Source organism: Pararhodobacter aggregans, from assembly GCF_003075525.1.
Classification (GTDB): Bacteria; Pseudomonadota; Alphaproteobacteria; order Rhodobacterales; family Rhodobacteraceae; genus Pararhodobacter; species Pararhodobacter aggregans.
The window spans coordinates 11873-29837 of the sequence record NZ_QDDR01000022.1 but is presented as its reverse complement, the minus strand read 5'-3'; the positions used below and the strand labels follow the sequence as shown (position 1 = coordinate 29837).

Sequence of the window (17965 nt, the reverse complement as noted above, 5' to 3'; positions counted from 1 at the left end):
TGACGGCCAATTCACCCCCCGAGGATATTTGGAGCGCAAAGAAGGCGGCTTAACGCCCTCTTAACTTGCATCTTTGTTCTCTAAATATCCTCGGGGGTTTCCAAAGGGGGCCCGAGGGTCCCCTTTGGCGGGGGGTGAGCGGCGTCTCGGAAACGCGCCAGTGGCGCCTCTCGCCGCGAACGCCGCGCCCGTGGCGCGGCCGGGAGTCGAGGGGGCTGGCCCCCCGCTTCCTCGTCCCTAGCCCGCCAAGGCGGCGTCGATGATTGCCGCGGCCTCGGTCACCGCCCCCTCGAGCCGGGACAACAGGGCGTCCAGATCCTCCTCGCCCGCCTCGCGCAGCAGGAAGGCGCGGGCGCCCTCGCCCAGTGTCTCGGGCTCGCTCGGGCCATGCGCCAGCAGCCGCAGCCCGCATTGCACGCGCCAGAGCAGCCGGTAGGCCGAGAGCACCCGCTCGCTCGCGGGCCCGGCGATCAGCCCGGCGCGCTTGCCCGCGGCGATCTGCGCCTCGACGCGCCGGGCGGAGGAGGCCGCTTTCAGCGCCAGCATCTGCGCCAGAAGCTCGATATCCTGCAACCGCCCCGGCCCGTCCTTGGCCTCGAGCCCGCCCTGCCCGGGCTTGGCCGCCCGGAGCCGCCCCCGCATCTCGGCCACGTCGCGCGCCACCCCGGCGCCGGTCGCCTTCTGCGCCAGCAGCGTCTGGCGGAAGCGCTCCACCTCCTCGCCCAGCTCGACCGAGCCTGCCACCGGCCGCGCCCGGGTCAGCGCCAGATGTTCCCAGGTCCAGGCCTCGCCCTCCTGATAGCTGCGAAAGGCGTCGAACGAGGTCGCGACCGGCCCCTGCCGCCCGGAGGGCCTGAGCCGCATGTCGACCTCGTAGAGCCGCCCCTGCGCCATCGGTGCCGAGAGCGCCGTCACCAGCGCCTGCGTCAGCCGGGCGAAATAGGCGCGCGCCGCCAGGGGGCGCGGGCCTTCCGAGGCCTCCTGCCCGGCCGCGTCATAGATCACGATGAGGTCGAGGTCGGAGGCGGCATTGAGCCGCCCCGCCCCCAGCGAGCCCATGCCCAGCACCACCGCGCCGCGCCCCGGCGCCGGTCCGTGCTTGCGGGCGAATTCCGCCGCCACCAGCGGCCAGAGCCCGGCCAGCACCGCATCGGCCAGCCCGGCGTATTGCCCGGCGGCCTCGAAAGCATCCACCAGCCCGCGCAGATGATGCACCCCGATGCGGAAATGCCATTCCTTCATCCAGACCCGCGCCGCGTCGAGCTTCTTCTCGTAATCCGCCTCGCCGTCGAGCCGCCGCGCCAGCCCCTCGGCCAGCGCCGCCGTCCCCGGCCAGGGCGCGAAGAAGCCGCCACCGATCACCGCATCCAGCACCCCCGCGTTCCTCGCCAGATACTGGCCCAGCACCGGCGCCGTGGTCAGCACATCGGCCAGGAGGTCGATGAGCGTCGGATTGGCCTCGAACAGCGCGAACAGCTGCACCCCGGCGGGCAGGCCCGAGAGGAAGCGGTCGAAGCCCAGGATCGCCTCGTCGGGCTGCGGTGCTTTCAGCAGCCGGGCCAGGATCTCGGGCTCCAGCCGGGTGAAGATCTCCTGCGCCCGGGCCGAGCGCAGGGCGGGCAGCGAACGCCAGCCGCGCACCACATCGCGCTGCTGCTCGCTGAGGCTGGGCCGGGGCGCGACCTCGCCCCCGCCCGGCTGGAAGAAATCCTCGGTCAGCGCCGTCACCCGGTCGAGCCGCGCGAACAGCGCCTCGCGGAAGGCGGCGGTGTCGCCCTCGCCCGAGAAGCGGGCCAGCCGGTCCCAATCCTCGGGCGTTTTCGGCAGGATCTGGGTCTGGGCGTCCTGCACCATCTGCAGGCGATGCTCCAGCTCGCGGTGGGTCCGGTAAAGCCCGGTCAGCGCCACCGTCACCGGCTCGGGCACCCAGCCCTTCGCCGCCAGCGCCGCCAGCCCGCCCGTGGTGTCACGCTGCCGCAGATCCGGGTCGCGCCCCCCGGCGATCAGTTGGCGGGTCTGGGTGAAGAACTCGATCTCGCGGATGCCGCCGCGGCCGAGCTTCAGGTTGTGGCCATCGAGCGCCAGCGCCCCGGCCAGACCCTTGTGCTCGCGGATCCGGCGGATCATGTCATGCGCGTCCTGAATGGCCGCGAAATCGAGGTGCCGGCGCCAGACGAAGGGCCTGAGCGCCTCCTGGAACCGCGCGCCCGCCGCCAGATCCCCCGCCGCGGGCCGGGCCTTGATCCAGGCCGCGCGCTCCCAGGTGCGGCCGAGACTCTCGTAATAACGCTCGGCCGCCTCCATCGAGATGCAGACCGGGGTCACGCTGGCATCGGGGCGCAGCCTGAGGTCGGTGCGGAAGACGTAGCCCTCACCGGTGTGGTCGTTCAGCATCGACGCCATCTTGCGGGTGGCGCGGATGAAGGCCTGCCGGGCCTCGTGCCAATCGTCGGGGGCGAAGCGGCTTTCGTCGAAAAGGCAGATGAGGTCGATGTCGGAGGAATAATTGAGCTCGCCCGCCCCCATCTTGCCCATGGCGAAAGCCACCATGCCCGCGCCCTGCTCCTCGTCGCCCGGCTGCGCGCCGGGGATCTTGCCGCGGCGGATCTCCTCGGCCAGATGGGTGGCGAGCGCCCGCTGGACGGCAAGATCGGCGAAACGGGTCAAGGCCCCGGTGACCGCTTCGAGCGACCAGACGCCGCCGAGATCCGCGAGCCCCGAGAGCAGCGCGACACGCCGCTTGGCCTGCCGGAGCGCGCTGCCGGTGGCGGCGGGCGCCTCGGGGACGAGCCCGGCGAGAATCCCCTCGAAGGCTGCCTCAGGCGCCCCGGAAAGCGCCGCGCGCAACCACTCGGCCTCGCGCTCCATCAAGGATTTGAGGAAGGGCGAGCAGCCCGCGGTGCCCTCCAGCAGGCCGCGGGCCTCGGGGGCGAGATCGGCGAAACGGGCGGCGATATCGGCACCGGCCTCGCGGTCATGAGGCAGGGGCGAACGGGTGAGTCGGGCGAGGAAATCTTGCATGCCCGATTTGCCCCCGCGCCGGGGGCCAGGTCAACGGCCGAGGGGAGGGAGAGGGGTTTCGCCCTCGTTGCCCGCTGTCGCGGGCGCCTCGGGCGACCAGCGGCGCGGCGTGCCGCCGCGCCGAAGAAGGGGGGCCGTCTGCCCCCCCTCTTGGCCTGACGGCCAATTCACCCCCCGAGGATATTTGTAGAACAAAGAAGCCGGGTTAACGCCCTCTTAACTTCCATCTTTGTTCTAGGTCATGTTGACAAATGGCGGAGCCAGAGGCGGATCGATGTGATGTCGATGAAGCCGAGGAAGCTTTCGGCGGTCTTGTCGTAACGGGTAGCGACGCGGCGGGCGTTCTTGAGCTTGTTGAAGCACCGCTCGACGAGGTTGCGGAGCCGGTAGAGTTTGCGGTCGATGGCGACGCGCAGCTTGCGGGATTTTCGCATCGGGATCACCGGCACAACGTTGCGATCCTCCATGGTTTTGCGAAGCCTGTCAGCGTCATAGCCACGATCCGCCAGCAGGACGCGGGGCTCGGGCAGGTTGCTGTCCATGACCAGATCGAAGCCCAAATAGTCCGAGGTCTGGCCGGGCTTGATGTCCGACCTCATGGGCAGGCCGGCACCATTGACGCGCAGATGGATCTTGGTCGTGAAGCCACCACGCGAACGGCCAAAACCTTGTCGCGGAGTCCCCCTTTAGCGCCCGCTGCCTGATGATGGGCGCGGACCACGGTGCTGTCGATCATCTGAAGCGCATCCGGCACGATCCGGCTTTCGTTCAGCGCTTCGAGGATCTGTTCCCACAGCCCGGCCAGGGTCCAGCGCCGGAACTGGCGGTAGACACTGGACCATTTCCCGAACTCTTCCGGCAGGTCGCGCCAGGGAGAGCCCGTTCGAGCGATCCAGAAAATCCCATCCAGAACAAGGCGGTGGTTCACGGGCTTACGCCCGTTCGGGGCGCGGACGGTCAGAATGAAACGCTCATGAAAGGCCCATTCTTCGTCCGACATCAGGTCTCGTGCCAAGCTGGTCTCCATCGCAGATACCAGGTTGAATCACGATCAGCCCACCCTGTGAATCCCTTTTGTCAACACGACCTAGCACCCTCCTGACCTTCATCTTTGTTCTCTAAATATCCTCGGGGGTTTCCAAAGGGGGCCCGAGGGTCCCCTTTGGCGGGGGGTGCGGGGGGCTGGCCCCCCGCTCCCTCCCCGTCAGGCCAGCGCCATCCCCTCGCCGTCGCCCTGCCGGTCGGCCTGCCGCGCAAGCCCGGTCGCCACGACGACGAAACCGCGGATATCCGCGCCCCGGTCCTGGCGCAGCACGGCCTCCTTGCGCGCGAATGTGCTGAACCCGGCCGCCTGCAGCACCCCCTCGACATAGCCCGCGGAATGGGCGAAACGGCGGCTTTCGCGCAGGGTGAGCGGTTCCTCCCCGGCCTCGACCGTGAAAGCCAGAACGCCCCCCGGCTCAAGCGAACCCGCGCACCAGGCGACGATCCGTTCCAGCGCCCCCAGATAGACAAAGACATCGGCCGCGAGGATCAGGTCGAAGCGTGCTCCGACCTCCAGCGCCGCCAGATCCGCCTTTTCCAGCCGGTCGTAGATCCCCTTGGCCTGCGCCTGCCCCAGCATCGCCGCCGAGATATCGCAGCCCTCGAGCCAGTCGACCGCCCCGCGAAAGGCCTCGCCAGCCAGCCCGGTGCCGCAGCCCAGATCCATCGCCCGGCCGAAATGCCGCCCCGCCAGCGCGTCGCGCAAGAGCCAGGGCGCGCGGTAGCCCAGCTTGTCGACCAGCGCCGTGTCGAAACTCGGCGCGTATTGGTCGAAGAGCGCCTCGACGAAGGCCGCGGGCATCGCCTCGGCCACCGGCACCCGCCGGGCGAGGTCGCGCTTCAGCCCGGCCCCCAGCCGGTCCCCGGGATCGGCCCTGAGTGCCCGGTCCCAGGCCGCCACCGCCGCCGTGGGATCGCCCAGTGCCTCGTGCCATTCGCCAAGCCGGAACCAGCCCGCCGGCCAGTCGGGCGCCCGCTCCATCGCCTCGGTCAACAATTCAACCGCGGCGCGCAGGTCGCCACCCGCCGCCAGCCCTTCGGCGAAATCGAATCGCCGGTCCACGATCAGGTCGCCCGAGGACAATCCCCACGCCGCCATCACTCTGATCTTTCATATGGGGAACCGGTCGCTGGCGCCCACGCCGCACGACGGGTCCGGTCACGGCGCCCGGTCCCTCAACGAGGCCCGCGCCGCAGCGCGCAGCTAAGAGGCGCGGGTGATTCCGTCAAGGGGGGACTTGCCTTTGCCCGCCCGCCTGCGAGACTGCCCGCCAAGGGGGACCGCCGGAATGCGCAAGATCTTCAGACGCCTGGGATGGGGCCTTGTCGCCCTGATACTGGTACTGGCCGCGCTGGCGGTCTGGAAGCGCGAGGAGCTGACCCGCCTCATGGCGGTCAATTCGCTCTTTGCCGAGGACCGGATCGTCGGGAACTTCTCGCATATGGACACGCTGTTCCTCAGCCGCGGCATGGCGGGCGGCACGCCCTCGCCCCTGCCTGAGGGGCCGCGCGCCACCCTGCCCGACGGCTTCGACGCCTGGGCCGAGGCGCGCCAGGTCACCGGCATCGTCGTCCTGCACGGGGGCGAGATCGTCTACGAGGATTACCGCCTGGGCACGGCGCAGGGGGATCCGCGCATCTCGTGGTCGGTGGCCAAAAGCGCGCTGTCGCTGCTGCTGGGTACGCTGGTGGCCGATGGCACGATCCCCGACCTCGACGCGCCGGTCACGCAATACGCCCCCGCGCTGCGCCAATCGGCCTATGACGGGGCCACCATCCGGCAGGTGCTGCGCATGGAATCCGGCGTCGCCTTCAACGAGGACTATCTGGATTTCTGGTCCGATATCAACCGCATGGGCCGGGTTCTGGCCCTGGGCGGATCGATGGACGGCTTCGCCGCCGGGCAGAGCGCGCGCCGCTCGGCCCCGGGCAGCGACTGGCAATATGTCTCGATCGACACCCATGTCATCGGCATGGTGATCCGCGGCGCCACCGGCCGCTCGATCCCCGACCTGATGTCCGAGCGGATCTTCCAGCCGCTGGGGCTGGACCGCGATCCCTATTACGTCACCGATGGCGAGGGCGTGGCCTTCGTGCTGGGCGGGCTGAACCTGACCACGCGCGATTATGCCCGCATCGGCCAGATGGTGCTGCAGAACGGCGAATGGCAGGGGCGCCAGATCGTGCCCGCCGACTGGATCGCCGAAAGCACCGCCCCCGGCCCCTTCACCGCCGAATCCGGCACCGGCTACGGCTATCAATGGTGGCTGCCGCCCGATGCCCGGGCGGGCGAGGTCTGGGCGCGCGGCGTCTATGGGCAGGAGATCTGGATCGACCGCACCAACGATGTGGTGATCGCCGTCAACAGCGCCGACCGGGGCTTCACCGCGCCCGGGGTGATGACCGAGAAGATCGCCCTGTTCCGCGCCATCGCCGACAGCCTCTCTGCCAACTGACCACCGACCCGCCAGCCCTCAGGAGCCAGCCATGTCCGAGACCACGCCGATCATCGCCCAGAAAGCCCCCTATGCCGTCGAGGTCGAGGCGGGCAAGACCTATTTCTGGTGCGCCTGCGGACGCTCGCAGACTCAGCCCTTTTGCGACGGCTCGCACAAGGCGACCGGCCTCAGCCCGGTGAGATTCACCGCCGAGGCCAGCAAGAAGGCCTTTCTCTGCGGCTGCAAGCAGAGCGCACGGAGCCCCTTCTGCGACGGCACGCACAAAGGGTTGTGAGACCGGGCACGCATCGACTGCCCCGGCCGCGCGATTCCATGCTAGGCTGGGCAGGCGCATTCCTTCCGGAGGTCCGCCATGACGATGCCGTCGATGACCCTGCTGAGCACCCTGGCCCTGGCCGCGACGCTGGCGCCCACGCTGGTGCGGGCCCAGCACGCCTGCGAAAGCACGCAGACCATCTCCTGCCCCGAGGGGCACAGCTACGACAGCAGCACCCGCACCTGCACGCCCCCGCCGACGAGTTGACCCGCTGATGAAAGACGCCTCGATCAATGTGCTGGGCGGAGCGCTCGAAGAGTGTTCGCGCGATCCGGTCACCGGCTTTTACCGCACCGGCTGCTGCGAGACCGGGCCCGAGGACCACGGCCGCCACACCGTCTGCGCGGTGATGACGGCCGAATTCCTGGCCCTGTCAAAGTACCTGGGCAATGACCTCTCGACGCCCCGGCCCGAGTCCGGCTTTGCCGGGCTGAAGCCGGGCGACCGCTGGTGCCTCTGCGCCGCGCGCTTCCTGCAGGCCCATGACGAGGGCGCGGCGCCCCGGATCCGCCTGGCCGCGACCCATCTGCGCACGCTCGACATCGTGCCGCTGTCGATCCTGCGCCTTTACGCCGAGGATGCGGCGACGGGGTGACTCGCCGCACGCGACAACCTGCCGCTGGCTTTCCGCCCCGCTCCGGCGCTAGAACGGGCCATGATCCAGCCGCGATTCCCCATCACGCCCGAAGAGATCGACACCGTCGTAGCCGATTTCTACAGCTTCGTGCGCGAGCATCCGGGTCTGGGCCCGGTCTTCGCCGCCCATGTCACCGACTGGCCCGCGCATGAGGCCAAGGTCGCCCGCTTCTGGCGCAACGCGATCCTGTTCGAACGGGTCTATGACGGCAATCCGATGCAGGTGCATCAGGAGGCCGGTAATGTCCGCCCGGGCATGTTCACGCCCTGGCTGGGCCTTTTCGACATGGTGCTGCGCCGCAACCTGCCGCCAGAGACGGCCGAGGCCTGGTCGGCCCTCGCCCATCGGATCGGCGCGGGGCTGAGGTCGGGGCTAGTCGAGCCCAGCAAGGGCGTCATCCCCAACCTGCGCTGACGGATCTTACGAGGCCGAGGTCAGCGTCAGACCCGGAATGGTGATCGGGCGGCCGTCGATATTCTCGATATCGAGGTCGCGGACCATGCCGGTGGCCCGGTCATAGACCACCTCGATCTCCATCGCGCCGCGCCGGGCCTCGATCTCGATCGAATGCTCGTTGCTCTCCATCGCCACCGATTCCCAACCGGCGGTCTGGAACTGGCTGACCAGCGAGTCGGGATCCATGACGCCGGCGGCGCCGGTCTGGGCCATGACCGGCAGGGCAAGGGTGGCGGCGAAAAGGAAGGGGGCGAGGCTGCGCTTCATGGGTAGCAATCCTTGGTTCGTCATGGGGTTCGTGAGTGTCACAAACCGAACGTTGAACCCAGGCCGCAGTTCCCCGCAAAGCGTCCCCCTGCCCCGAAACCCGCCGAGCGCGAAATCGCCGATCGGCGGGGGGCCGTGTCAGACCGTCATGGTGACGCCGAGGTGCTTGGCCACCGTGAAGATGTCCTTGTCGCCCCGACCCGAGAGGTTGATGACGATGATATGGTCCTTGGGCAGACCGGGCGCGATCTTCTGCACATGCGCCACGGCATGCGAGCTTTCCAGCGCGGGGATGATCCCCTCGGTCCGGCACAGCAGCTGGAAGGCTGCCAGCGCCTCGTCATCGGTGATCGAGACGTATTCGGCGCGGCCCGTGTCGTGCAGCCACGAGTGCTCCGGCCCGATCCCCGGGTAATCGAGCCCGGCCGAGATCGAATGCCCCTCCAGGATCTGCCCGTCCTCGTCCTGCAACAGATACGTCCGGTTGCCGTGCAGCACGCCCGGGCGACCGCCGGTCAGCGAGGCGCAATGCTCCATGCGGTCGTCCACGCCGTGGCCGCCGGCCTCGACGCCGATGATCTTGACCGACGGATCATCGAGGAACGGATGGAACAGCCCCATGGCGTTCGAGCCGCCGCCCACCGCAGCGATGATCGTGTCGGGCAGGCGGCCTGGGCCTTCCTGCTCTTCAAGCTGCCAGCGGGTTTCCTTGCCGATGATCGACTGGAAATCGCGGACCATGGCCGGGTAGGGATGCGGCCCCGCCACCGTGCCGATGCAATAGAAGGTGTCGCGCACATTGGTCACCCAGTCGCGCAGCGCGTCGTTCATCGCGTCTTTCAGCGTGCCGCGGCCCGAGGTCACCGGCACCACCTCCGCCCCCAGAAGCTTCATGCGGAACACGTTGGGCGCCTGACGCTCCACATCCGTCGCGCCCATGTAGACGATGCACTGGAGCCCGAACTTGGCGCAGACCGTGGCCGTCGCCACGCCGTGCTGACCCGCGCCGGTTTCCGCGATGATCCGCGTCTTGCCCATGCGGCGGGCGAGGATGATCTGGCCCAGCACGTTGTTGATCTTGTGGGCGCCGGTGTGGTTCAGCTCTTCGCGCTTGAGATAGATCTTGGCGCCGCCCAGCTCCTCGGTCAGGCGTTCCGCGTAATAGAGGGGCGAGGGCCGGCCGACGTAGTTCTTCCACAGGTCCTCCATCTCGGCCCAGAAGGTCGGATCGGTCTTGGCATGCTCGTAGCGCGCCTCAAGCTCGAGGATCAGCGGCATCAGCGTTTCGCTCACGAAACGCCCGCCGAAAATGCCGAAACGGCCCTGTTCATCCGGGCCGGTCATGTAGGAATTCATCAGATCGTCAGGCATGCCATCCCCCATCCTTTGGCCCTTGCCTACGTGTTTCGCCGCAGCCCTGCAACAAGGCAATGACCGCGGATTTCGGCGGCCCGCCGCCGATTTTTCCCCCGCGACGGAATTTTTTCACATCGCCGTGAAACCTTCGTGATGTTCAGGCGTATATGAAGCAACACCCCGCGCCAGACGGGGACCCAACCAACCCGGAGATCGAGATGACGCATCCCCTGATCCTGGCCCCTTTCATCCTCGGCCTCGCCGTCGCCGCCGCGGCGGCCGCGGTCCATGGCCCCGGCCAGTCGAGCGGCAGCGCCGTGATGACCCTGACGCCAACCGGCAGCACCGCCACCGGTGTCAGCGGCGAAGTCACGCTGTCCCCCCTGCCCGCCTCGAAGGTCACGCCCGATGAAAGCCGCGCCCCGGGCGAGGGTGCCTATGGGCGCATCGTGCTGCTGCGCGTCGCCACCACCACCGCCGCCGTGCAGAAGTAAGCCGCGCCATAACGCGTCTGTGATCGCGGTATGGCAACCCAGGCGTGAAACTTCTGCGCCATCCATACGTACCTCAAGGCGAAGGGCGACCAACCGCCCTGTCACAACGCCAACAAGAGGTATCTCATGCGTTTGCTTTTGTCCGTTTCCGCCGCCGCCCTGATGACCGCCGGTGCCGCCTCGGCCCAGAGCGTCGTCGCGCTGACCGGCGATAACACGCTCGTCATGATCGACCCCGCCAATGCCACCGCCACCGGCTCGCTCGACGTCGCCGTCGAGGGTCGTCTGCTCGGCATCGACTGGCGCCCCAACACCCAGCAGCTGATCGGCGTAACCGAGGATTGGCGCGTCGTCTCCATCGACTGGACCTCGGGTGAGACGACCGACATCGTCACCATGGACACGCCCCTGGAAATCGCCGATGGCGCGGCGGTGATCGTCGACATCAACCCCGCCGCCGATGCGCTGCGCTTCATGTCGGGCACCGTGAACCACCGCGTCAACCTGGGCACCGGCGCGGTGATGGTTGACGGCGCGCTGCATTTCGCCGCCGATGGCGAGCATGCCTCGGAGACCCCGATGGTGGGCGGCACCGCCTATACCAACTCGGTCGGCCGGCCCGAGGCCACGGCGATGTACAACATCGACACGGCGATGAGCGCGCTGCTGCGCCAGAACCCGCCGAACGACGGCACCAACATGGCCGTCGGCATGCTGGGCGCCGAGATCGAGGGCCCGATCGCCTTCGACATCTACGCCGCGGCGGTCGATGACAATTCGGCCTGGCTGATCGCCAATGGCGGGCTGCATTCGGTCGATCTGGAAACCGGCGCCGTCACCGGCTCGTGGGAGCTGCAGGGCGTCGACGGCGAGGTCCGCGACATGACCGTCGTCCCGCCGATGTGATCCCTTCCCCCAAAGGGTAGCCTGAAAGGGCGGAAAGGGCGGACCTTCGGGTCCGCCCTTTTCCTATTCCGTGGCGGCGCGGGTGAACCGGGCGATGGCCCCGGCGTCCTTGACCCCCGGCGCGCTTTCCACGCCCGACGACACATCGACCTGCCGCGCGCCGGTCAGGGCGATGGCGTCGCGCACGTTCTCGGGGGTGAGGCCCCCGGCCAGCATCCACGGCACCGGCCAGCGCCGTCCGGCGATCAGCCGCCAGTCGAAGGCCAGCCCGTTGCCGCCCGGCAGCACCGCGTCCTTGGGCGCCTTGGCATCGACCAGCAGCATATCCGCGACCCGGCCATAGACGGCCAGCGCCGGCAGATCCTCGGCCGAGGCCACGCCCACCGCCTTCATCACCGGCAGCCCATGCCGGGCGCGCAGCGCCGCCACCCGCTCGGGGCTTTCCTTGCCATGCAGTTGCAGGATGTCGAGCGGCACCTCGGCCAGCACGGCATCGAGGAACTCATCCGTGGGATCGACGAACAGCCCGACCCGCGCCAGCCCGGCCGGAAAGGCCAGCGCCAGGTCGCGCGCCTGCGGGATCGTCACCGCGCGGGGGGATTTCGCGAAGAAGACGAGGCCGCCGTAAGCAGCCCCCGCCGTCACCACGGCATCGACATCCTGCGGCCGCGTCAGCCCGCAGATCTTGACCCGAACCTCGGCCGTCATGGTGCCGTCACGGCTCCTTGTCGTCGAGGATCGCCAGCACCCGGTCGCGCGGCGCAGCGGTATTGGCGGCGGCAGGCGCCGGAGCCGGGTTGCTGTCGGCGCGCAGCCGGTCCAGCTCGCGCCGGTTCTTCTTGGCCTCGACCCGCTGGCCACGCTCGCGCAGCCATTCCCAGACCAGCCCCAGCAACAGCCCCAGCCCCGCCGCCAGTCCGACGATGGCGAAAAGCGGCAGCGTCACGGCATAGCCGAAACCGATGAAGGCGCTGACGGTATCGGGCCAGAGCGCCAGCGTCACCGGCTCACGATTGGCCAGCGCCACCGTGACGCAAAGCACCAGAACGACGGCAAGAAGGGCGTAGCGTAGGTATTTCATACTCTATCGGGCCGAGGGTTACTCGGCCTGTCCATTGAGCCGGTCGCGCAAAAGCTTGCCGGTCTTGAAGAAGGGCACGCATTTTTCATCGACATCGACGGTCTCGCCGGTGCGTGGGTTCCGGCCGGTGCGGGCATCGCGCTGTTTCACCGAGAAGGCGCCGAACCCGCGCAGCTCGACCCGCTCGCCGCGGGCGAGGGCTTCGATGATCTCGTCGAAGAAAGTATTCACGATGCGCTCGACGTCGCGCTGGTAGAGATGCGGATTGGCCTCGGCAAGCTTCTGGATCAGTTCCGAACGGATCATCGCCTCCCCCCCAGGTGGCAACAGATGGTGTGAAAGGGCGCTTCTGTGGGGCGCCTTGGCGAGGTTCTGACTATAGGCCAGTTTCCGGCGGGCACAATGAAAACTGCACGAATCCGCATGTTTGCGCCGAAAGAAGCCCGGCGCTGCCGCCATCCTGGGCCCCGGGCGAGGGCCCGGTCGGGCCGGGCCGGGCGAATCACCGCCCGATGGCAAAGGGCCCCGCCTTTCGACGGGGCCCTCCGGGATTGGCGATCAGGCCTGAGCCGATCAGTTGTTGCCGCGCAGCGCGGCGCCGAGGATGTCGCCCAGCGAAGCACCGGCATCCGACGAGCCATACTGCTCGACGGCTTCCTTCTCTTCGGCGATCTCGCGCGCCTTGATCGACAGACCCAGCTTGCGGGTCTTCGAATCGACCGAGGTGACGCGGACATCGACCTTGTCGCCGACGCCGAAGCGCTCGGGGCGCTGGTCGGCACGGTCGCGGGCCAGATCCGAACGGCGGATGAAGGACTTCATGCCGTTGTAGTCGACCTCGATGCCGCCGTCTTCGATGGCGGTGACCTCGACGGTGATGACCGAACCGCGCTTCACGCCGTCGATCGCTTCCGAGAAGGTGTCGGCGCCCAGAGCCTTGATCGAGAGCGAGATGCGCTCACGCTCGACGTCGACTTCCAGAACCGAGGCCTGAACCATGTCGCCCTTGCGGTACTGCTGGATGGCTTCTTCGCCGCGCTGGTCCCACGACAGGTCGCTGAGGTGAACCATGCCGTCGATGTCGCCGTCCAGGCCGATGAACAGACCGAATTCGGTGATGTTCTTGACTTCGCCCTCGATGGTCGAGCCCGAGGGGTGGTTCTCGGCGAAGACTTCCCACGGATTGCGCTGGGTCTGCTTGAGGCCGAGCGAGACGCGGCGCTTGGCCGAGTCGATTTCCAGGACCATGACTTCGACTTCTTGCGAGGTCGACACGATCTTGCCGGGGTGCACGTTCTTCTTGGTCCAGCTCATTTCCGAGACGTGGACCAGACCCTCGACACCCGGCTCCAGCTCGACGAACGCGCCGTAGTCGGTGATGTTGGTCACGCGGCCCTTGTGCACCGAACCCAGCGGGTAGCTGCGCTCGACCGAATCCCACGGATCCGCCTGCAGCTGCTTGATGCCGAGGCTGATGCGGTGGGTTTCCTTGTTGATCTTGATGACCTGAACCTTGAGGCTCTGGCCGATCGACAGGACTTCGGACGGGTGGTTGATGCGGCGCCAGGCCATGTCGGTGACGTGCAGCAGGCCGTCGACACCGCCGAGGTCAACGAACGCACCGTATTCGGTGATGTTCTTGACGACGCCATCCAGCACCTGGCCTTCGGCCAGCTTGCCGATGACTTCGGCGCGCTGTTCGGCGCGGCTCTCTTCCAGGATGGCGCGGCGCGAGACGACGATGTTGCCGCGGCGACGGTCCATTTTCAGGATCTGGAACGGCTGCTTCAGACCCATCAGGGGGCCCGCATCGCGCACGGGGCGCACGTCAACCTGCGAGCCGGGCAGGAACGCGACAGCGCCGCCCAGATCGACGGTGAACCCGCCCTTGACGCGGCCGAAGATCGCGCCGTCGACGCGCAGTTCTTTCTCGAAGGCTTTCTCGAGGCGGTCCCAGGCGGCTTCGCGGCGGGCCTTCTCGCGGCTCACCACGGCTTCGCCGCGGGCGTTCTCGACGCGCTCCAGATAGACCTCGACCTCGTCGCCGATGGCGACTTCGGGGGCCTCGCCGGGGTTCGCGAATTCTTTCAGATCGACGCGGCCTTCCATCTTGTAGCCGACGTCGATGATGGCCTGGCCCGCCTCGATGGCGATAACCCGACCTTTGACAACCGTCCCTTCCTGGGGGGTGTCGATCTCGAGGCTCTCGTTGAGAAGGGCCTCGAATTCAGCCATAGCATTGGTCATATAGATCAGTTCCTTTGGGTCTGTTTCACTGGCCTGACGGTTGGCTCCGCCGGTCTTTGACTGCCCGGGTCCTCATGGCGAAACGGACGCCCCTCGGGGACGCCCGTTGCAACCAGGCCTCGGGATGGAGGCGGCTATAGACCCGCGATACCAGCATGGCAAGGAAAAACCCGGCCCCGCAGCGGTCCCCGGCCGCCCCTTTTCCCCCGAATTTCCTCAGGCGACGCGGGTCACCAGGCTGTCCAGCGGACGGCGGACCTTCTTCTGGCCGAGCAACCAGTCGCCCGAGGCGTCGCGGTAGCCCAGCGGCAGCAGCGTGACCGAGCGCAGGCCGCGCGCGCGCAGGCCCAGAATCTCGTCGACCCTGTCGGCGTCGAAACCCTCCATCGGGGTCGCGTCGACCTCCTCGAAGGCGGCGGCGGTCACCGCGGCCGAGAAGGCGATATAGGCCTGGCGGGCGGCGTGGTGGTAATTCTCCTCGGCCGTGCGGGGCAGATACATGCCCTTCAGCCGGTCGTAATAGGCGGTCAGCGCCTCCGAGACGCCGCCACGCTCGGCGCCCATCTGCTCGACCACGGCGTCGATGCGGGCGTCGGTGTAATTGTCCCAGGCGGCGAAGACGAGGACATGCGAGCCATCGGTGATCTGCGCCTGGTCATAGGCGGCGGCGCGCAGCTGGGCGCGGGTCTCGGGGTTCGTCACCACGATGATCTCGAAGGGCTGCAGCCCGCTCGAGGTCGGCGCCAGACGCGCGGCTTCGAGGATGCGCTCGACGGCCTCCTCAGGCACGGCGCGGCTGGGGTCCATCTTCTTGGTGGCATAGCGCCAGTTGAGCCGGTCGATCAGCATGGGTCTTCTCCTTCATCCCCCGGTCCGGGGTAGTATTGATTTGTAACCGGGTGGATATGTGATACCGTCAGAGGGCTTCAAGAAGGCACATCGGGGGAACCCGGTCACAGGAAGGGAACCGCCATGAAGGACGTGATCCACGGCACTGGCCAATGCCAGCGCATCAACGACGTGCTGTCGCGCGTCGGCGACCGCTGGAGCGTGCTGGTGATCTATGCGCTGCGCGACGGGCGGGTGCGGTTCAACGCGCTCAAGCGCGAGCTGGGCATTTCCCAGCGGATGCTGAGCCTGACGCTGCGCAACCTCGAACGCGACGGGCTGATCTTGCGGCATTACTTCCCCGAGATCCCGCCCCGGGTCGAATACGAACTCACGCCGCTTGGCCACAGCCTGCGCCAGCCGGTGCGGGCGCTGGCCGATTGGGCGCTGGAGAACCTCGACCGGATCGACGCGGCCCGGGTCGATTTCGACGCCGCCGATCACGCCTGACGGGCGCGCGCGCCCTGCCCCGCCGTGGTCAAGACCCCGGCCGCGGCGGGCTCAGTCGGCCAGCCGCGCCGGGCAGATCGCCCGGAACTGGTCCAGCACCACGCCATAGCCGCTGGCCGTGGTGCCATCGAGCGGCGAGTCGCTGCCTTCCTCGCGGAAATCCCAGTCGGCGCCGAATTCGGTGCGCTGAGGAAGCCGCCCCAGAAAGCGCATCTCTCCGCCCCAGAGCCCGGTGAAGACGCCGGTCCGGCAATCGCCCGCGATCCGGTCACCGACCCAGCCCGCGACATCGGCCAGCGTCGCCGTCACGCAGGCCTCGGACGGATCCATGACATAGAGCGTGCAGAAGGCCCGCGCATTCTCGGGCGTATGGGCGACGCGGACCTCGGCCGCTTCGCTGTCGATGCCCTGCGCCGACAGCACACTCACCGCCATCCCGGCCCGGCTGCCATAGGCGACCAGCGCGGCCTCCTCGGCCAGGGCGGGCGCCCCCAGCGCCAGCCCTGCCGCGATCCCGATCCTCCAAGCCCGTGTCATCCACCCCTCCGCCCGGCCGGGACGGCCGCCCTCCGCAGCCTGCCAGCGCCGCGCCCGGTGGTAAAATCACGTCCCCGCGCGCGCCACCGGCCCCTGCACCAGGGGCTAGGCAGAGGCCGTCCCGGTGCTAAGCTGGTGACAGGGAGGACCACGCATGACCATCATCAAAAGCCCCTTTCCCGACATCCCGATCAGCGACCTGAGCATCACCCAGCGGGTGTTTCAGGGCATCGACGCGGAGGCCACGATCCTCATCGACGGTCCCAGCGGCCGCAGCCTGACGGGCGCGCAGTTCATGCAATCGGTCAGGGCGCTGGCCGGGGGCCTCACCGCCCGGGGCTATGCGCCCGGCGGCTGCGTGGCGCTGATGGCGCCGAACATCCCCGAATTCTGCACCGTCTTCCATGCCACCGCCTGGGCGGGCGGCTGCGTGACGACCGTGAACCCGACCTATACCGCCCATGAACTGCACCACCAGCTGATCGACTCGGGCGCCGAGTTGCTGGTGACCGTGGCCCCGTTCCTCGACACGGCGCGCGAGGGGATCAAGGGCACGAGGGTGCGCGAGATCCTGCTGATCGGCCCCGCCGCCGAAGGCGCCCGAGGCTTCGCCGAATTCATGGGAGAGCCCATCGCCGAGCAGGTGCCAGTGGACCTGGACGACCATGTGGTCTGCCTGCCCTATTCCTCGGGCACCACCGGGCTGCCCAAGGGCGTCATGCTGACCCAGCGCAACCTCACGGTGAACGCCGACCAGCTGCTGGCGGTCGCCGATCTGGCGCGGGGCGAGGCGACGGTGGCCTTTCTGCCCTTCTTTCACATCTACGGCCTGCATGTGCTGATGAATGTCTATATCGCCGCCGGGGGCCGGCTTGTGACCATGCCGCGCTTCGATCTGGAGATGTTCCTGACGCTGTGCGAGCGGTACCGTACCCCCCGGATGTGGATCGTGCCGCCGGTGGCGCTGGCGCTGGCCAAACACCCGCTGGTCGACAGGTTCGACCTCGGCGGCCTGACGCAGATCAACTCGGCCGCCGCGCCGCTGGGGGCCGATCTGGCCGAGGCGATGGGCAGGCGGCTGGGCGCCCATGCCACGCAGGGCTACGGCATGACCGAACTCAGCCCCGGCAGCCATGTCTCGCCCCGGGGCCGCGGGCGGGCGGGCGCCTCGGGCATAACGATCCCCAACACCGAATGCCGCATCGTCGATCCGGCGACGCTGACCGATCTGCCCCCCGGCCAGGATGGCGAGATCTGGGTCAAGGGGCCGCAGGTGATGAAGGGCTATCTCAACAATCCCGGGGCCACGGCCGAGACGATTGTCGAGGGCGGCTGGCTCAGGACCGGCGACATCGGCCATTTCGACGCGGACGGCTATCTCTATCTGACCGACCGGCTGAAGGAACTGATCAAGGTCAAGGGCTTCCAGGTCGCCCCCGCTGAACTGGAGGCACTGATCCTGACCCATCCGAAGATCACCGACGCGGCGGTGATCGGCGTCCCGGACCCGGAGGCGGGGGAGGTGCCGATGGCCTTCATCGTCGCCGCCGACCCGCCGTCACTGACCGAGGTGCAGGCCCATCTCGCCCCCGAAATCGCCCATTACAAGCAGATCCGCCGGCTGGAGGTGGTCGAGGCGATCCCGAAATCGGCCTCGGGCAAGATCCTGCGGCGGGTGCTCAGGGACCGGATCGCGGCGCTTGCCTGAAGGAAGGGAGGGGGCATTCTGCCCCCTCGTCGCCCCGGGGGCGACTTCACCCCCTGAGGATATTTTCAGAACAAAGATGCGCGGTTAACAAGGGGTTA

The 17965-nt window shown here is 68.2% G+C and carries 20 protein-coding genes; 9 read left to right on the top strand and 11 right to left on the bottom strand.

Features of this window, described 5'->3' with window-relative positions:
• Positions 1-237: 237 nt before the first annotated feature.
• The 3 genes from DDE23_RS24430 to DDE23_RS24420 form a co-directional block, all read right to left on the bottom strand.
• Complete coding sequence (locus DDE23_RS24430) at positions 238-3021, bottom strand: [protein-PII] uridylyltransferase family protein (protein WP_107751693.1); 2784 nt, start codon at positions 3019-3021, stop codon at positions 238-240.
• Between the two features lie 239 nt (positions 3022-3260).
• A protein-coding gene (locus DDE23_RS24425; protein WP_107751694.1) for an IS5 family transposase occupies positions 3261-4048 on the bottom strand; the annotation gives its coding sequence in 2 pieces (ribosomal slippage) (positions 3261-3709 and positions 3709-4048; 789 coding nt in all).
• A 177-nt stretch (positions 4049-4225) separates the two neighbouring features.
• Positions 4226-5164: a class I SAM-dependent methyltransferase gene (locus DDE23_RS24420; protein WP_107751695.1), complete on the bottom strand. Its 939-nt coding sequence runs from the start codon at positions 5162-5164 to the stop codon at positions 4226-4228.
• 190 nt (positions 5165-5354) lie between these two features.
• On the opposite strand from DDE23_RS24420, the gene DDE23_RS24415 reads away from it, so the two are divergent.
• The 5 genes from DDE23_RS24415 (at position 5355) to DDE23_RS24400 (ending at position 7891) form a co-directional block, all read left to right on the top strand.
• Positions 5355-6521: a serine hydrolase domain-containing protein gene (locus DDE23_RS24415; RefSeq protein ID WP_107751696.1), complete on the top strand. Its 1167-nt coding sequence runs from the start codon at positions 5355-5357 to the stop codon at positions 6519-6521.
• 31 nt (positions 6522-6552) lie between these two features.
• Positions 6553-6798: a CDGSH iron-sulfur domain-containing protein gene (locus DDE23_RS24410; protein WP_107751697.1), complete on the top strand. Its 246-nt coding sequence runs from the start codon at positions 6553-6555 to the stop codon at positions 6796-6798.
• Between the two features lie 78 nt (positions 6799-6876).
• Complete coding sequence (locus DDE23_RS25255) at positions 6877-7047, top strand: hypothetical protein (protein WP_157958118.1); 171 nt, start codon at positions 6877-6879, stop codon at positions 7045-7047.
• 7 nt (positions 7048-7054) lie between these two features.
• Entirely contained in the window at positions 7055-7435 is a 381-nt protein-coding gene (locus DDE23_RS24405) for a DUF2237 family protein (protein WP_107751698.1), read from the top strand.
• A gap of 60 nt (positions 7436-7495) precedes the next feature.
• Positions 7496-7891, top strand: a complete 396-nt coding sequence (locus DDE23_RS24400) for a group III truncated hemoglobin (protein ID WP_107751699.1) — start codon at positions 7496-7498, stop codon at positions 7889-7891.
• Between the two features lie 6 nt (positions 7892-7897).
• Here the strand turns inward: DDE23_RS24400 and DDE23_RS24395 are convergent, their stop codons facing one another.
• Both DDE23_RS24395 and trpB read right to left on the bottom strand, forming a co-directional pair.
• Positions 7898-8200 (bottom strand): hypothetical protein, encoded by a 303-nt coding sequence (locus tag DDE23_RS24395; protein WP_107751700.1) that lies wholly within the window; start codon positions 8198-8200, stop codon positions 7898-7900.
• 138 nt (positions 8201-8338) lie between these two features.
• On the bottom strand, positions 8339-9571 hold the full coding sequence (gene trpB, locus DDE23_RS24390; protein WP_107751701.1) for a tryptophan synthase subunit beta: 1233 nt from the start codon (positions 9569-9571) through the stop codon (positions 8339-8341).
• 203 nt (positions 9572-9774) lie between these two features.
• Between trpB and DDE23_RS24385 the strand changes: the two genes are divergently transcribed.
• Both DDE23_RS24385 and DDE23_RS24380 read left to right on the top strand, forming a co-directional pair.
• On the top strand, positions 9775-10050 hold the full coding sequence (locus DDE23_RS24385; protein ID WP_107751702.1) for a hypothetical protein: 276 nt from the start codon (positions 9775-9777) through the stop codon (positions 10048-10050).
• Between the two features lie 126 nt (positions 10051-10176).
• A complete protein-coding gene (locus tag DDE23_RS24380) occupies positions 10177-10956 on the top strand; it encodes a DUF4394 domain-containing protein (protein ID WP_107751703.1) in 780 nt (259 codons plus the stop codon).
• 63 nt (positions 10957-11019) lie between these two features.
• Here DDE23_RS24380 and DDE23_RS24375 read toward each other — a convergent pair whose 3' ends face one another.
• The 5 genes from DDE23_RS24375 to DDE23_RS24355 all read right to left on the bottom strand — a co-directional run bounded on the left by DDE23_RS24375 (position 11020) and on the right by DDE23_RS24355 (position 15133).
• Positions 11020-11664, bottom strand: coding sequence for a phosphoribosylanthranilate isomerase (locus tag DDE23_RS24375; protein WP_107751704.1), 645 nt, complete (start codon positions 11662-11664; stop codon positions 11020-11022).
• A gap of 7 nt (positions 11665-11671) precedes the next feature.
• A complete protein-coding gene (locus DDE23_RS24370; protein WP_107751705.1) occupies positions 11672-12037 on the bottom strand; it encodes a lipopolysaccharide assembly protein LapA domain-containing protein in 366 nt (121 codons plus the stop codon).
• 18 nt (positions 12038-12055) lie between these two features.
• Complete coding sequence (ihfB, locus tag DDE23_RS24365) at positions 12056-12343, bottom strand: integration host factor subunit beta (RefSeq protein ID WP_107751706.1); 288 nt, start codon at positions 12341-12343, stop codon at positions 12056-12058.
• Positions 12344-12610: 267 nt separating this feature from the next.
• Complete coding sequence (gene rpsA / locus DDE23_RS24360; RefSeq protein WP_238150105.1) at positions 12611-14284, bottom strand: 30S ribosomal protein S1; 1674 nt, start codon at positions 14282-14284, stop codon at positions 12611-12613.
• 216 nt (positions 14285-14500) lie between these two features.
• Positions 14501-15133: a nitroreductase family protein gene (locus DDE23_RS24355; RefSeq protein WP_107751708.1), complete on the bottom strand. Its 633-nt coding sequence runs from the start codon at positions 15131-15133 to the stop codon at positions 14501-14503.
• 123 nt (positions 15134-15256) lie between these two features.
• On the opposite strand from DDE23_RS24355, the gene DDE23_RS24350 reads away from it, so the two are divergent.
• Entirely contained in the window at positions 15257-15622 is a 366-nt protein-coding gene (locus tag DDE23_RS24350; protein ID WP_107751709.1) for a winged helix-turn-helix transcriptional regulator, read from the top strand.
• A gap of 51 nt (positions 15623-15673) precedes the next feature.
• Here the strand turns inward: DDE23_RS24350 and DDE23_RS24345 are convergent, their stop codons facing one another.
• Positions 15674-16159: a hypothetical protein gene (locus DDE23_RS24345; protein ID WP_107751710.1), complete on the bottom strand. Its 486-nt coding sequence runs from the start codon at positions 16157-16159 to the stop codon at positions 15674-15676.
• Positions 16160-16313: 154 nt separating this feature from the next.
• Between DDE23_RS24345 and DDE23_RS24340 the strand changes: the two genes are divergently transcribed.
• Positions 16314-17867, top strand: a complete 1554-nt coding sequence (locus tag DDE23_RS24340; RefSeq protein ID WP_107751711.1) for an AMP-binding protein — start codon at positions 16314-16316, stop codon at positions 17865-17867.
• Positions 17868-17965 lie beyond the last annotated feature (98 nt).

What these genes read in the sequence shown, in the direction of transcription:
- DDE23_RS24430 (WP_107751693.1), bottom strand. Translation starts at nt 3,021, where the DNA reads ATGCAAGATTTCCTCGCCCGACTCACCCGTTCGCCCCTGCCTCATGAC.
- DDE23_RS24420 (WP_107751695.1), bottom strand. Translation starts at nt 5,164, where the DNA reads ATGGCGGCGTGGGGATTGTCCTCGGGCGACCTGATCGTGGACCGGCGA.
- DDE23_RS24415 (WP_107751696.1), top strand. Translation starts at nt 5,355, where the DNA reads ATGCGCAAGATCTTCAGACGCCTGGGATGGGGCCTTGTCGCCCTGATA.
- DDE23_RS24410 (WP_107751697.1), top strand. Translation starts at nt 6,553, where the DNA reads ATGTCCGAGACCACGCCGATCATCGCCCAGAAAGCCCCCTATGCCGTC.
- DDE23_RS25255 (WP_157958118.1), top strand. Translation starts at nt 6,877, where the DNA reads ATGACGATGCCGTCGATGACCCTGCTGAGCACCCTGGCCCTGGCCGCG.
- DDE23_RS24405 (WP_107751698.1), top strand. Translation starts at nt 7,055, where the DNA reads ATGAAAGACGCCTCGATCAATGTGCTGGGCGGAGCGCTCGAAGAGTGT.
- DDE23_RS24400 (WP_107751699.1), top strand. Translation starts at nt 7,496, where the DNA reads ATGATCCAGCCGCGATTCCCCATCACGCCCGAAGAGATCGACACCGTC.
- DDE23_RS24395 (WP_107751700.1), bottom strand. Translation starts at nt 8,200, where the DNA reads ATGAAGCGCAGCCTCGCCCCCTTCCTTTTCGCCGCCACCCTTGCCCTG.
- trpB (WP_107751701.1), bottom strand. Translation starts at nt 9,571, where the DNA reads ATGCCTGACGATCTGATGAATTCCTACATGACCGGCCCGGATGAACAG.
- DDE23_RS24385 (WP_107751702.1), top strand. Translation starts at nt 9,775, where the DNA reads ATGACGCATCCCCTGATCCTGGCCCCTTTCATCCTCGGCCTCGCCGTC.
- DDE23_RS24380 (WP_107751703.1), top strand. Translation starts at nt 10,177, where the DNA reads ATGCGTTTGCTTTTGTCCGTTTCCGCCGCCGCCCTGATGACCGCCGGT.
- DDE23_RS24375 (WP_107751704.1), bottom strand. Translation starts at nt 11,664, where the DNA reads ATGACGGCCGAGGTTCGGGTCAAGATCTGCGGGCTGACGCGGCCGCAG.
- DDE23_RS24370 (WP_107751705.1), bottom strand. Translation starts at nt 12,037, where the DNA reads ATGAAATACCTACGCTACGCCCTTCTTGCCGTCGTTCTGGTGCTTTGC.
- ihfB (WP_107751706.1), bottom strand. Translation starts at nt 12,343, where the DNA reads ATGATCCGTTCGGAACTGATCCAGAAGCTTGCCGAGGCCAATCCGCAT.
- rpsA (WP_238150105.1), bottom strand. Translation starts at nt 14,284, where the DNA reads ATGACCAATGCTATGGCTGAATTCGAGGCCCTTCTCAACGAGAGCCTC.
- DDE23_RS24355 (WP_107751708.1), bottom strand. Translation starts at nt 15,133, where the DNA reads ATGCTGATCGACCGGCTCAACTGGCGCTATGCCACCAAGAAGATGGAC.
- DDE23_RS24350 (WP_107751709.1), top strand. Translation starts at nt 15,257, where the DNA reads ATGAAGGACGTGATCCACGGCACTGGCCAATGCCAGCGCATCAACGAC.
- DDE23_RS24345 (WP_107751710.1), bottom strand. Translation starts at nt 16,159, where the DNA reads ATGACACGGGCTTGGAGGATCGGGATCGCGGCAGGGCTGGCGCTGGGG.
- DDE23_RS24340 (WP_107751711.1), top strand. Translation starts at nt 16,314, where the DNA reads ATGACCATCATCAAAAGCCCCTTTCCCGACATCCCGATCAGCGACCTG.